Origin of the sequence: Achromobacter sp. EB05 (assembly GCF_044232075.1) — a bacterium.
Taxonomy (GTDB): domain Bacteria; phylum Pseudomonadota; class Gammaproteobacteria; order Burkholderiales; family Burkholderiaceae_B; genus Achromobacter; species Achromobacter dolens.
The window spans coordinates 4,465,069-4,477,614 of sequence record NZ_CP155917.1; the positions used below are offsets into that span (position 1 = coordinate 4,465,069).

The window sequence follows — 12,546 nt, forward strand, 5'->3', positions numbered from 1 at the left end:
GCGGTCCGGCGCCAGCAAGTCGCGCGCGCCGGAACCCGCATCAGGCGGCGGGCGTTGGCGGCGGCGTTTGCGGCAGGCATCCCAGCCCGCGCAGCGTCGCCGCCACCGCCTCGTCCAGCGGCGTATGCGGTTCGGCGCCCAGCACGCCGACCAGGCGCGTGTTGTCCATGCGCAGCGGCTGGCGCCACAGGTACCGCATCTCCATCATCTCGCGCAGCGTCTCCGAGAACGGCGCCGCCAGCCGCAGCAGCCACCATGGAAACGCGCCCACCCGCGGCTCGGCCCCGTGGCGGCGCGCCACCCGCACGATCGCCGCGGCCATCCGCGTGCCGTCCGCATCCCAATGCCCAGCCATGTGGAACGCCGCGAACGGCGCCAGCGCTTCGCGCCGCGCCAGCAGCTCGACCAGCGCCCGGCCCACGTCCGGCAGGTAGTTCCATTGATGCCCCACGCCCGGCGCGCCCGGCACGCTGACCCGCGTCAACGGCCGGCCCGGCTTGACCAGCGCCTGCGAGAACCAGTTGTTGCCGGCGTCAGGCCCGAAGAAATCGCCGGCCCGCAGCACCACGGCGCGCGCGCCATGCGCGCTGGCGACCTGCAGGCGGCGTTCGAGCTCCACCCGGATCGCGCCCTTGCGCGTCAACGGATGCTGCGGCGAGGTCTCGCGCAGCAGTACAGAGGCGTCCGGTCCGTAGTTGTAGATCGTGCCCGGCAGCACGATGGTCGCGCCCTGGGCGGTCGCCACCGCGATGGTGTTGTCGATCATCGGCAGCACCAACTCGCCCCAGCGGCGGTAGCCGGGCGGATTGACCGCATGCACGATCACCTCGCATCCCAGCGCCGCCCGCGCCACGTCCTGGCGGTTCATGGCGTCGCCGCGCAGCCACGTCATGCCGTCGCGCTGCGCCGTTTCCGTCGCCAGCCCGCGCGCCAGGGCACGGATGCCCCAACCGGCGTCACGCAACTGGCGCGCCGCCTCCCCGCCCACCCCGCCGGTGGCGCCCAATACCAGCGCGGTGCCCGGCCGGCCCGATTCGATCGTCGTCATGGTCATCTCCCGTGAATCCATGGCGACCATTCTGGCGCTGACGCCGCACAAAATAAATTGCCGAACCTAGCCTCGCAGCTATACATTTATGCATGACCAAACCGATCGGCTGGGAACTCTACCGCAGCTTTCTCGCCGTGCTCGCCGAGGGCTCGCTGTCAGGCGCCGCGCGCGCGCTCGGCATCACCCAGCCCACGGTGGGCCGCCACATCGCGGCGCTCGAGCGCGCGCTCGGGCACGTTCTGTTCACCCGCTCGCAGACCGGCCTGCTGGCCACAGACGCCGCGCAGTCGCTGCGCGGCTATGCCGAGGCCATGCACAGCCACGCCGCCGCCCTGGAACGCGCGGCCGCCGCGCAAGGCCCCGGCGTCGCCGGCACCGTGCGGGTCTCCGCCAGCGAAGTCATCGGCATCGAAGTGCTGCCTCCGGCGCTCGCGCGCCTGCGCCAGGAACACCCGCGCCTGACCGTCGAACTGGCGCCCACCAACCGCGTGCAGAACCTGCTGCTGCGCGAGGCCGACATCGCCGTGCGCATGGCCCCGCCCAGGCAGGAACAACTGATCGCGCGCCCGGTCGGCCACGTCGAGATCGGTCTGTACGCCCGCAAGGATTATCTGCGCCGCTGCGGCACGCCCACCGCGCCGGCCGACCTGGCCGGCCACGCCCTGATCGGCTACGACACCGAGACGCCGTTCCTGCGCGGCGCCAGCAAGCGCTTTCCGATCCCCTGGGTCCGCGACCGCTTCGCCCTGCGCGCCGACAGCGACCTGGCGCAACTGGCGCTGATCCGGGCCGGCGCCGGCATCGGCGTGTGCCAGGTGGCGCTCGCGCGCCGCGACAAACAGTTGGTGCGCTTGCTGCCGGAGCAGGCCGCTTTCAAGCTGGAAACCTGGATCACCATGCACGAAGACCTGCGCGCCAGCCCCCGCTGCAAGGCGGTCTTCGACGCGCTGGTGGCATGTCTGCTGGCCCACACCGGCGCGGCCGGCTAGCGCCCCCGCGCGGCATACCGGCAGCGGTGCGACATACCCGGCGGGACTCGGTCCGACGTTCAGATATACTGTTCATCCATACAGTCATCCGACCGCAAGGGAACCCCGCCCCATGACCAGTCTGATCAACTCCCCGCCCAGCCGCAGCATCTGGCTCAGCGCCTTTCCGCGACTGTCCGGCGTCAAGAACGGCGACTACCTGCCGCTGGACCGCCTGTGCGAAGCCACCGGCCTCGAAGGCGGCCAGAAGCTGCGCGAGGTCCTGGCCGCCGCCGAACGCGACGGCCTGCTGCTGATCGACCGCGGCGCCACGCCCGCCAGCTACCGCGCCACCTACGCGCTCGAGCGCCAGGTCACGCTGTTCGCGGCCGACTAGGAGCCGTTCCATGGCAGCGCTTCGCCCCGGCGCCGCCCCCAAGCGAGTGCTAACCATCCCTTGCAATGCTGTTACATCTGGGGAAATAGAATTTTCCCCAATGCAACCTACGGAGAAAAACATGCAAGAAGACACCGCCAAGCCCGAACCCACCCGCCGCCGCTGGCCTTTCGGCTACGGCCAGGAAGGCTGAACGGCGCTTCGCCTTCCCCGGGGGACGTGTCCGCGGCGCGCCGCGCGCAGGTTGTCACAGGCAGCGGGAATCGCTAGTATCCGCGCAGACCCACCGAGCCTTCGCCATGCCCCTGGACACCGCCCACCTCATCACCGACCCCGCCGCCCTGCAGGCCCTGTATGGCGAACCGGGCGAAGCCTCCCTGAAGAAGGAAGTGGACCACGTCCACCCGCACTATCGCGCCTTCATCGAGGCCGCGCCGTTCGCGGCGCTGGCCACCTCGGGCCCGGACGGTCTGGATGTGTCGCCGCGCGGCGATCCCGCCGGTTTCGTCGTGGTCGAAGATGAAAAAACCCTGCTGCTGCCGGACCGGCGCGGCAACAACCGCATCGACAGCCTGCGCAACATCCTGGCCGAGCCGCGCGTTGCGCTGCTGTTCCTGATTCCCGGCGTCAACGAAACGCTGCGCGTGAACGGCACCGCGCGCATCAGCGTCGACCCGGCGCTGCTGCAACGGTTCGAGATGGACGGCAAGCAGCCGCGCTCGGTCCTGATCGTCGACGTGCAGAAAGTGTTCTTCCAATGCTCGCGCGCCCTGCTGCGCTCGCGGCTGTGGGACCCCGCCACCCAGATCCCGCGCGCGGCGCTGCCCAGCGTCGGCCGCATGCTGTCCGACCTGACCGCTGGCACCTTCGATGGCGCGGCCTACGACCGCGACCTGCCGACGCGCGTGGCCAGCTCGTTGTACTGATACGCGCGGTTCCATGAGCCTCGTCGGCATTTTCGTGCTGGTCCACGGCATCGTCCTGCTGCCCTTCCTGGCCTGAAAGTTCCCGCGCCGGGCAACCCGGCCGGGCGACGCCGCGCCACCCTCCGCCTCCGCTCCCCCGCCCCGCCCCGGCCCGATACAATCACGGGCATGAATTCCGCAACACAGACCACCGCCGCCGAGGCCCACGCGGGCCACACTCCCATGATGCAGCAATACCTCCGCCTGAAAGCGGAGGCCGGCCCCTTGCTGCTGTTCTATCGCATGGGCGACTTCTATGAAATGTTCTATGAAGACGCGGAACGCGGCGCGCGGCTGCTCAACCTGACGTTGACCAAGCGCGGCTCGTCCAACGGCACGCCCATCCCCATGGCCGGGTTGCCGGTGCACGCGATGGAACAGTACCTGGCGCGGCTGGTGGCGATGGGCGAGTCCGTCGCCATCTGCGAACAGATCGGCGATCCCGCGGCCTCCAAGGGCCCGGTCGAGCGCCGCATCGTGCGCATCGTCACCCCCGGCACGTTGACCGACGACGCGCTGCTGCCGGCCAAGGCCGACCGCGCGCTGGCCGCGGTGTTCGTCACCGGCAACGCCCGCGCGCCGCGCGCCGGGCTGGCCTGGCTGAACCTGGCCAGCGGCGACTTCCGCGTCACCGAATGCGCGCCGGCGCAGCTCGAATCCGAACTGCACCGCATCGCGCCGGCCGAAATCGTCTGCGCCGACAGCGCCGAATTCGACTTCCCGTTCGAAGGCGCGCGTTCGCGCGTGCCCGACTGGCACTTCGAAAGCGACGGCGCCCGCGCGCACCTGCTGGCGCACTTCAAGACCGACACGCTGGCGGGCTTCGACATCGAAGACATGCCGGCCGGCATCTGCGCCGCCGGCGCGCTGCTGCGCTACGCCGCCCGCACCCAGTCGCAGGCGCTGGCGCACGTGCAGAGCCTGTCGGCCGAGCGCCCCGGCCAGTTCGTGCTGCTCGATCCGGTCACGCGCCGCAACCTCGAACTGACGCAGACGCTGTCGGGCGAGGATTCGCCCACGCTGTTCTCGCTGCTGGACGGCTGCCGCACGCCCATGGGCAGCCGCCTGCTGCGCCGCTGGCTGCACCATCCGCTGCGCGACAACGCGCCGGCCCAGGCCCGCCAGCATGCCATCTCGACGCTGCTGGCCGGCCGCATGGACGTCGAACAGACCTTCGGTTCGGCCGGCCTGCTGGAGACGCTGCGCGGCGCGCTCAACGCCTTCCCCGACATCGAACGCATCGCCGCGCGGCTGGCGCTGCGCTCGGTGCGCCCGCGCGAACTGGCCAGCCTGCGCGACGCGCTGCAAGCCCTGCCGGCGCTGCGCGACCTGGTCGCGCCGATGGCCGCCTCGCCGCGCCTGAACGACCTGGTCTCGCACCTGTCGGTGGACCCGGCGCTGGCCGCCCTGCTGATGCGCGCCATCGCCCCCGAACCGGCCGTGGCGATCCGCGACGGCGGCGTGCTGGCCACGGGCTTCGACGCCGAACTCGACGAACTGCGCGCCCTGGCCGCCGACGGCGGCGACTTCCTGGTGCAACTGGAAGCGCGCGAACGCGAGCGCACCGGCATCAGCAACCTGCGCGTCGAATTCAACCGCGTGCACGGCTTCTACATCGAGGTCACCAAGGGCCAGACCGCCAAGGTGCCCGAAGACTACCGCCGCCGCCAGACGCTCAAGAACGCCGAACGCTACATCACCCCGGAACTCAAGACCTGGGAAGACAAGGTGCTGTCGGCGCAGGACCGCTCGCTGGCGCGCGAGAAATGGCTGTTCGAGCAACTGCTGGACGTGCTGGCCGAACACGTGCGCCCGCTGTCCGATTGCGCCGGCGCGCTGGCCGAACTCGACACGCTGGCGGCATTGGCCGAGCACGCGCGGCGCCACGACTGGATCGCCCCCGAACTGTCCGAGCAGGCCGACATCGACATCGACGCCGGCCGCCATCCGGTGGTCGAGCAGGCCATCGAGCGCTTCACGCCCAACGGTTGCCGGCTCGATCCGGCGCGCCGCATGCTGCTCATCACCGGCCCCAACATGGGCGGTAAATCGACCTACATGCGGCAGGTGGCGTTGATCGTGCTGCTGGCGCGCATCGGCAGCTTCGTGCCGGCGGCGCGCGCCCGCGTCGGCCGCATCGACCGCATCTTCACCCGCATCGGCGCCGCCGACGACCTGGCGGGCGGACGCTCGACCTTCATGATGGAGATGACCGAGGCCGCCGCCATTCTCGCGGCCAGCACGCCCAACAGCCTGGTGCTGATGGACGAGATCGGCCGCGGCACCTCCACCTACGACGGCCTGGCGCTGGCCTGGGCCATCGCCTGCCGCCTGCTGGCGCACAACCGCGCCCTGACGCTGTTCGCCACCCACTACTTCGAACTGACGCGCCTGCCGGCCGAACAACCGGCTTCCGCCAACGTGCATCTGGCCGCGGCCGAGTCGGCCGGCGGCATCGTGTTCCTGCACGAAGTGCGCGAAGGCCCGGCCAGCCGCAGCTACGGGATCCAGGTGGCGCAGCGCGCCGGCGTGCCCGCCGCCGTGATCCGCCAGGCCACCCGCGAACTCGAACGGCTCGAGGCGCAAGGCGCGCCCACGCCGCAGCTCGGCCTGTTCTCGGCCGCGGCCGACGCCGACGCGCAGGCCTATGCCGAAGCCGACCGCGCCGACGCCATCGAGGCGCTGGACACGCTGCGCGAGGAACTCGCCGGCATCGACCCCGACAGCCTGACCCCGCGCGAAGCGCTGGACGCCCTCTACCGCCTGAAGAAGCACCTGCAATGAACCTCGACCATCCCCTGCCGCTGCTGGGCAACCAGAGCCCCAACGACTTCATGCGCCGCTACTGGCAGAAGAAGCCGCTGCTGATCCGCCAGGCCATCCCGGATTTCAAGCCGCCGGTCACCATCGCCGCGATCAAGAAGCTGGCGCGCCGCGACGACGTCGAATCGCGCCTGATCTGGCGCGAGAACGGCGAATGGCAGATGGAAAACGGCCCCTTCGCCCGCCTGCCCAAGGACAACGAAGGCGACTGGACCCTGCTGGTGCAAAGCGTCGACCTGCACAGCGACGCCGCGGCCGAGCTGATGCAGCAGTTCCGCTTCATCCCCGACGCGCGGCTCGATGACGTGATGATCAGCATCGCCAGCCACGGCGGCGGCGTCGGCCCGCACTTCGACAGCTACGACGTGTTCCTGCTGCAGGCGGCCGGCGAGCGCGAATGGCGCTACGGCCGCCAGAAGGACCTGTCGCTCGAACCCGGCCTGCCGCTCAAGATCCTCAGCCATTTCCAGCCCGAGGAACAGGCCGTGCTGGCGCCGGGCGACATGCTGTACCTGCCGCCGCAGGCCGCGCACGACGGCATCGCCGCCGGCGACGGCTGCATGACCATCTCCATCGGTTTCCGCGCCCCCACGCAGGCCACGCTGGCGCGCGGCCTGCTCGAGGCCGCCGCCGACCAGGTGATGGCGCGCGTAGGCCTGCTGGGCGGCCCCTACGGCGAGCCGGCGCTGCCCGGCCCCAAGCTGTCGGCTGTCTACCGTGATCCGGCCCAGGCCGCCGTGGCCACGCCGGCGCAGGTGCCGGATGCGCTGGTGCAGGCCACGCTCGACACCGTCAGCAAACTGCGTTTCGACGACGCGCTGGCGTCGCGCTTCCTGGGCTGCTGGCTGACCGAGCCCAGCAACCTCAGTGTGTTCGACGGCCCCGAGGGCCTGGACGTGGATCTGGAAGAAGACTGGCCCGCCAGCGGCAGGCTGGTGCTGGATCGCCGCAGCCGCATGCTCTATCGCGGCAAGCAGCTCTTCATCAACGGCGAAACCGCCATGACGCCGGCCGCGCCCGCGCTCTGCAAGCTGGCCGACGCGCGCAGCCTGGACTGCGCCGATCCGGCCTGCGCCCGCCTGTCCGACGAAGCCCGCTCATGCCTGGCGGACTGGCTGGATTCCGGCTGGATCCATTACGTCGCCTCGTAGTATCCGGAAACCTGCGCGTATCCGTCTTGCACAGAACGCAATGAGGTCTATGCGCAGGGTCACATAAAGCAAGACATCACACCGCGCGGAAAGGTTTGTTGCCGTTGGGATGCGACCTTTTTAACTTTCACACTCGCATCGCTTACGGCTTCCTGTAGCCTGGATCCTGGTTTCCCCTGACGGGGTTTCAAGAGTCGTCATCTACAGGAGTCTAAAAATGATGAGCAAAACCTTGATTATTGCCTCGGTGCTGGCGGTCTCGCTCAGCGCGTGCAACAAGAAGGAAGATGCCCCGGCGCCCGCGAACAACCCCACGCCGGGCGCCACCGCCCCGGCGCCCTCGAGCACGCCGCCGGCCACCTCGCCGGCCCCGGCCCCGACGCCTGGCACCACGCCTGGCGGCGGTTCGAACACCCCGGGCGGCTCGACCACCCCCGCGTCCTGATCAGCGAACAACCCCCGCGCTGATCACGGCAAGCAGAAACCCCGGCCCCGCGCCGGGGTTTTTGTTTGTGCGCCGCCGGGCGCCGTTCCTGCGCGTGCCGCCGCCGCGGCATACCCCACCCCCCGCGCGCAAAGAAAAAGGCCCGCGAAGGGCCTTTTCCGGAGCCGTGCGGGCGCCGTGGCGCCCGCCGGAATACGCGGCAATTACATCTTGTCCTTCAGCACGCTCAGCAGGCGCTGGGCGGTGGCGCTGTTGTCGCGTTCGCCCTTGGCGTCCAGCACCGTGACGGTGGTCTGTTCGCCGCTGCCGACCAGGTGGATGCGGTACTGCGGCGCCTCGGCCTTCTTGTCGCCCGAGAACATGCGGCTGAAGAAGCCCGGCTGGTCGATCTTCTCGCCCGTGTCGGTGTCGACGTAGCGCACGAAGTAGTCGCCGGCCGAACGATCGCGATCGTCCACCGAGAAGCCGCCGCCGTCCAGCGCCACGCCGACACGGCGCCAGGCGCGGTCGAACGATTCGCTGACGATCAGGGCCGCGCCCTGCGCGCGGACGTCCTGCTGCACCGCCGGCTTCTGCGGCGCGGCTTCCGCCTGCTGCACCAGCTTGCGGGCGTTGTCGACGTCGGTGCCCAGGTAGACCATCATGCGCGCCAGCATGGCGGCGTTCAGGCCCGGGTCTTCCTTGCCGTTCTGCCACTGCACTTGCGAGCCGTCGCTGCCGACGCGCTTTTCCAGCATCTGGCGATGGCTGACGTAGATTTCGGTGTGGCCGTTGACGCGTTCGACGCGGGTGCGGAATTTCTCGCGCTCGCCGCTGTCCCAGGCCGATTCCAGCACCGCGCCCAGGGCCTGGCGCAGCCAGCTTTCCGGGATCTTGGCGCGGTTTTCCGCCCAGTCGGTCTCGATCAGGCCGGCGGCCGGATTGTTGCTGGCGACGGTGAAGCCGTTTTCGGTCCAGAAGTCGACCAGGCGCGGGAACACGTCCTCGGGCGCGCGGTCGACCACCAGCCAGCGCAGGTCGCCGTCGCGCTCGACGCGCATGTCCTGGCGGCCGGGCAGCACGTTGCTGGCCTTGGGCGCGCTGGCCTGGGCCTGGCCCTGCTGCTGGAATTGCGAATAGGTGGTCGAGCCCGACGCCGGCGCGCGGTAGCGCGGATCGCTGGCGGCCTGGGTCAGGTCGGGCGGGATGCTCAGCGGCTCGCCACGTTGCGTGACGGCGCTTTTGTAATTGACGGATTCTTCATTGCCCAGGAATTGGTTGACCTCGCTGCAGCCGGCCAACAACACCAGAGACATCAATGCCGACAAACCGGCATGACGCTTGTTCATACGTATCCTCACGATATTTAGAGCAGGCCCGTTTCCTGGAGCGCGCGACGCACCGTTTCGTGGTGCGACGCGCCCAGTTCCACCAGCGGCAACCGGTAGCCCAGCGCGGTGCGGCCCATTTCGGCCAGCGCCCACTTGACGGGAATAGGATTGGCTTCAACGAACAAAGCCTTGTTCAGACGGGCCAGGCGCGCATTAAGTTCACGCACCTTCGGCACGTTGCCCGCCAGGGCGGCGGCACACAAGTCACGCATGAGCTTGGGCGCGACGTTGGCGGTGACGGAGATGTTGCCGCGCGCGCCCAGCAGGATCAGGGCGGCCGCGGTGGGGTCATCGCCGCTGAACACCTGGAAGCTGGCCGGCGCCTCGCGCAGCAGCAGGCCGCCGCGCCCGATGTCGCCGGTGGCGTCCTTGATGCCGATGATGCCCGGCACCTGCGCCAGGCGCAGCACCGTTTCGTTGCTCATGTCGGCCACGGTGCGGCCCGGCACGTTGTACAGGATGGTCGGCAGGTCGACGGCTTCCGCGATGGCGCGGAAGTGGCGGTACAGGCCTTCCTGCGACGGCTTGTTGTAGTACGGCACCACCGACAGGCCGGCCTGCGCGCCCACCGCCTTGGCGTGGCGCGTGAGGTGGATGGCTTCGTCGGTGGAGTTGGCGCCCACGCCCGCGATGACCGGGATGCGGCCGGCGGCATGCTCGACCGCCACGCGGATCAGTTCCGCATGCTCTTCCATGGAGACCGTCGGCGACTCCCCGGTGGTGCCCACCACCACCAGCGCATCGGTTCCTTCCTGGATGTGCCAGTCGATCAACGACCGGTAGGCGGCGTAGTCTAGGCTGCCATCGGGCTGCATCGGGGTGACGAGGGCCACCATGCTGCCCTGGAAATTAACGCCTGCGGCGGTTGCAGGGGATGCCATAAATGAGGGGCTCCAGAGCCCCGTGGCGGGATGCCCCAGGGCCAGAATCAGTGAAACCGCTGAGTTTAACGGATATTGGCCAAAATCCTAGAGGAACCACTGAACGATCGTCGTTCCCAAAGCCAATACCGGACGCATCAATATCCAGAGCACGTCGGTCACCAGCAGCACCACCACGATCACCAGCCCATACGGCTCGATTTTCGAGTATTGCCAGGCCAGCCGGTTGGGCAGCAGGCTGAAAAGGATGCGTCCCCCATCCAGCGGCGGAATCGGCAGCAGGTTCAGGGCCATCAGCACCAGGTTGACCTGCACGCCGGCCATCGCCATCTCGAACCAGAAGCTTTCCTGCATGCCGGTTTCGAGGAACAGGCGCAGCGAAAACACCCACAGGATCGCCATCAGCAGATTGGCGGCGGGACCGGCCAGCGCCACCCACAGCATGTCCTTTTTGGGACGGCGCAGGCGGCCGAAATCCACCGGCACCGGCTTGGCCCAGCCGAACAGCATGCCCGGGCTGCCCAGCAGCTTGGAAGTCAGCAGGATCACAGCCGGCACCAGCAGCGTGCCGATCGGGTCGATGTGGCGCGCCGGGTTCAGGCTGATGCGGCCCGCCTGGTAGGCGGTCGGATCGCCGAACATGCGCGCGACGTAGCCGTGCGCGGCCTCGTGCAGGGTGATGGCGAAGATAACCGGTATCGCGTAGACCGCGATCGTCTGGATGATGTCATTCATGGCGAAGCGGATTGTAGAGGAGCGGCGTGACGAACAGTGCGGCGACATGCACAGCGGCGCCCGCCCTGCCCCGCGCCGGCGACGACCGGCGGCGCGCGCCGCCGCGCGAACGGATGGTCAGCCGTTTCAGGCCAGGCCCAGCGTGGCCGGATCGCCGCGCCCCACCCGCACCACGACGGGGTCGTCGCCGGTCAGGTCGATCACGGTGGTCGGCGAATGCGGGCAAGCGCCCGCGTCGATGATGGCCGCCAGTTCGTGGTCGTAACGCTCGCGGATGGCCTCGGCGTCATTCAGCGCGTCGGCCTCGCCCTTCGGGATCAGCGTGGTGGACAACAGCGGCGCGCCCATCTGTTCGAGCAGGCCCAGCATCACGGCATGGTCCGGCACGCGGATGCCGATGGTCTTGCGCGACGGGTGCGAGACGCGCCGCGGCACTTCCTTGGTGGCTTCCAGGATGAAGGTCCAGGGCCCCGGCGTGGCGGCCTTGAGCAGGCGGTACTGGCGGTTGTCCACGCGCGCGAAGTGGCCGATCTCGGCCAGGTCGCGGCACAGCAGCGTGAGATGATGGCGATCGTCCAGGCCGCGCAGGCGGCGCAGGCCGTCGGCGGCGTTCTTGTCGTCCAGGCGCGCGACCACCGCGTAGCTGGAATCGGTGGGCACCGCCACCAGGCCCCCGTCGTTCAGCCATTGGGCGGCCTGCTTGAGCAGGCGCGGTTGGGGATTCGCGGGGTGGATATCTAAATGAAGGGCCATGGGATTATCCTAACACTCTTGAAGGCCGCATCGCCAACCGCGGCCGACGCAACACATGGCGGCCGCGGCCGCCCGGAGACACAGTATGCGCCTGGATGATTCCCGCGAAAGCGACAACGTGGAAGACCGCCGCGCCAGCGGTCCGCGCATCGGCGGCCGAGGCACCATCGGCATCGGCACTATCGTGCTGGCCCTGGTCGCCATGTATTTCGGCGTCGATCCCAGCGTGGTGCTGCAGATGGCCGAGGGACCGGCCACGCAGCAACAGCAGGCCCCCGCCAGCCGCCCGCCCGCCAACGACCCGCAGGCACGCTTCGTGTCCAAGGTGCTGGGCGAGACCGAGGACACCTGGAGCGCCATCTTCCAGAAAGACCTGAACCGCCAGTACGTGCCGCCCAAGCTGGTGCTGTTCCGCGGCGCCACGCCCACGGCCTGTGGCACCGGCCAGGCGGCGATGGGACCGTTCTACTGCCCCGGCGACAGCAAGGTCTACATCGACCTGGCGTTCTTCGACGAGCTGCAGAACCGCTTCAAGGCGCCCGGCGATTTCGCCCAGGCCTACGTCATCGCGCACGAGGTCGGCCATCACGTGCAGCACCTGCTGGGCATCTCCGACCAGGTCGACAACCTGCGCCGGCGCAACCCGTCGCAGGCCAACGCGCTGTCGGTGCGCATGGAACTGCAGGCCGACTGCTTCGCCGGCCTGTGGGCGCAGCGCGCCAACGCCGCCCGCAACATCCTCGAAAGCGGCGACGTCGAGGAAGCGCTGGCCGCCGCCACCGCCATCGGCGACGACCGGCTGCAGAAGCAGAGCCAGGGCTACGTGGTGCCCGACGCCTTCACCCATGGCTCGTCGGCGCAGCGCGTGCGCTGGTTCAAGCGCGGCCTGGACAGCGGCGATCTCAAGCAATGCGATACGTTCGCCGCCAGCTCGCTGTAGGGCGCTGGCCGCGATGCGGCGGACGCTGGATATCCATACAGCCAAAAGCCGACACGGTCTTCATCTT

12 protein-coding genes are annotated in these 12,546 nt (G+C 69.3%); 7 read left to right on the forward strand and 5 right to left on the reverse strand.

What is annotated here, in order from left to right:
* Positions 1 to 40: 40 nt before the first annotated feature.
* The gene (locus AAID08_RS20230; protein ID WP_395756835.1) at positions 41 to 1,048 is read right to left on the reverse strand and encodes an NAD-dependent epimerase/dehydratase family protein; all 1,008 of its coding nucleotides are present in this window, start codon (positions 1,046 to 1,048) and stop codon (positions 41 to 43) included.
* A gap of 92 nt (positions 1,049 to 1,140) precedes the next feature.
* On the opposite strand from AAID08_RS20230, the gene AAID08_RS20235 reads away from it, so the two are divergent.
* The 6 genes from AAID08_RS20235 to AAID08_RS20260 all read left to right on the forward strand — a co-directional run bounded on the left by AAID08_RS20235 (position 1,141) and on the right by AAID08_RS20260 (position 7,800).
* Positions 1,141 to 2,040, forward strand: a complete 900-nt coding sequence (locus AAID08_RS20235) for a LysR family transcriptional regulator (protein ID WP_175143270.1) — start codon at positions 1,141 to 1,143, stop codon at positions 2,038 to 2,040.
* Between the two features lie 112 nt (positions 2,041 to 2,152).
* On the forward strand, positions 2,153 to 2,416 hold the full coding sequence (locus AAID08_RS20240) for a hypothetical protein (RefSeq protein WP_054503121.1): 264 nt from the start codon (positions 2,153 to 2,155) through the stop codon (positions 2,414 to 2,416).
* Between the two features lie 299 nt (positions 2,417 to 2,715).
* Positions 2,716 to 3,342, forward strand: a complete 627-nt coding sequence (locus AAID08_RS20245; protein WP_395756836.1) for a pyridoxamine 5'-phosphate oxidase family protein — start codon at positions 2,716 to 2,718, stop codon at positions 3,340 to 3,342.
* A 168-nt stretch (positions 3,343 to 3,510) separates the two neighbouring features.
* Positions 3,511 to 6,165, forward strand: a complete 2,655-nt coding sequence (gene mutS, locus AAID08_RS20250) for a DNA mismatch repair protein MutS (RefSeq protein WP_254604003.1) — start codon at positions 3,511 to 3,513, stop codon at positions 6,163 to 6,165.
* Positions 6,162 to 7,355, forward strand: coding sequence for a cupin domain-containing protein (locus tag AAID08_RS20255; protein ID WP_054503124.1), 1,194 nt, complete (start codon positions 6,162 to 6,164; stop codon positions 7,353 to 7,355). The genes mutS and AAID08_RS20255 overlap by 4 nt, the downstream gene beginning before the upstream one ends.
* A gap of 217 nt (positions 7,356 to 7,572) precedes the next feature.
* On the forward strand, positions 7,573 to 7,800 hold the full coding sequence (locus AAID08_RS20260) for an endopeptidase (protein ID WP_081273424.1): 228 nt from the start codon (positions 7,573 to 7,575) through the stop codon (positions 7,798 to 7,800).
* A gap of 203 nt (positions 7,801 to 8,003) precedes the next feature.
* Here AAID08_RS20260 and bamC read toward each other — a convergent pair whose 3' ends face one another.
* From bamC to AAID08_RS20280, 4 genes are all read right to left on the reverse strand, one after another.
* The gene (gene bamC / locus AAID08_RS20265) at positions 8,004 to 9,128 is read right to left on the reverse strand and encodes an outer membrane protein assembly factor BamC (RefSeq protein ID WP_144654652.1); all 1,125 of its coding nucleotides are present in this window, start codon (positions 9,126 to 9,128) and stop codon (positions 8,004 to 8,006) included.
* 17 nt (positions 9,129 to 9,145) lie between these two features.
* The gene (gene dapA, locus AAID08_RS20270) at positions 9,146 to 10,051 is read right to left on the reverse strand and encodes a 4-hydroxy-tetrahydrodipicolinate synthase (protein ID WP_116792007.1); all 906 of its coding nucleotides are present in this window, start codon (positions 10,049 to 10,051) and stop codon (positions 9,146 to 9,148) included.
* 87 nt (positions 10,052 to 10,138) lie between these two features.
* Positions 10,139 to 10,786, reverse strand: a complete 648-nt coding sequence (locus AAID08_RS20275; protein WP_054503127.1) for a site-2 protease family protein — start codon at positions 10,784 to 10,786, stop codon at positions 10,139 to 10,141.
* A gap of 126 nt (positions 10,787 to 10,912) precedes the next feature.
* Positions 10,913 to 11,539 carry an L-threonylcarbamoyladenylate synthase gene (locus tag AAID08_RS20280; protein ID WP_116792006.1) on the reverse strand — a complete coding sequence of 209 codons (627 nt, stop codon included), beginning with the start codon at positions 11,537 to 11,539 and terminating at the stop codon, positions 10,913 to 10,915.
* A gap of 85 nt (positions 11,540 to 11,624) precedes the next feature.
* On the opposite strand from AAID08_RS20280, the gene AAID08_RS20285 reads away from it, so the two are divergent.
* Entirely contained in the window at positions 11,625 to 12,479 is an 855-nt protein-coding gene (locus AAID08_RS20285) for a neutral zinc metallopeptidase (RefSeq protein ID WP_054486621.1), read from the forward strand.
* Positions 12,480 to 12,546 lie beyond the last annotated feature (67 nt).

Coding starts and splice junctions, on each gene's coding strand:
- AAID08_RS20230 (WP_395756835.1), bottom strand. CDS start 1,048: ATGACGACGATCGAATCGGGCCGGCCGGGCACCGCGCTGGTATTGGGC.
- AAID08_RS20235 (WP_175143270.1), top strand. CDS start 1,141: ATGACCAAACCGATCGGCTGGGAACTCTACCGCAGCTTTCTCGCCGTG.
- AAID08_RS20240 (WP_054503121.1), top strand. CDS start 2,153: ATGACCAGTCTGATCAACTCCCCGCCCAGCCGCAGCATCTGGCTCAGC.
- AAID08_RS20245 (WP_395756836.1), top strand. CDS start 2,716: ATGCCCCTGGACACCGCCCACCTCATCACCGACCCCGCCGCCCTGCAG.
- mutS (WP_254604003.1), top strand. CDS start 3,511: ATGAATTCCGCAACACAGACCACCGCCGCCGAGGCCCACGCGGGCCAC.
- AAID08_RS20255 (WP_054503124.1), top strand. CDS start 6,162: ATGAACCTCGACCATCCCCTGCCGCTGCTGGGCAACCAGAGCCCCAAC.
- AAID08_RS20260 (WP_081273424.1), top strand. CDS start 7,573: ATGATGAGCAAAACCTTGATTATTGCCTCGGTGCTGGCGGTCTCGCTC.
- bamC (WP_144654652.1), bottom strand. CDS start 9,128: ATGAACAAGCGTCATGCCGGTTTGTCGGCATTGATGTCTCTGGTGTTG.
- dapA (WP_116792007.1), bottom strand. CDS start 10,051: ATGGCATCCCCTGCAACCGCCGCAGGCGTTAATTTCCAGGGCAGCATG.
- AAID08_RS20275 (WP_054503127.1), bottom strand. CDS start 10,786: ATGAATGACATCATCCAGACGATCGCGGTCTACGCGATACCGGTTATC.
- AAID08_RS20280 (WP_116792006.1), bottom strand. CDS start 11,539: ATGGCCCTTCATTTAGATATCCACCCCGCGAATCCCCAACCGCGCCTG.
- AAID08_RS20285 (WP_054486621.1), top strand. CDS start 11,625: ATGCGCCTGGATGATTCCCGCGAAAGCGACAACGTGGAAGACCGCCGC.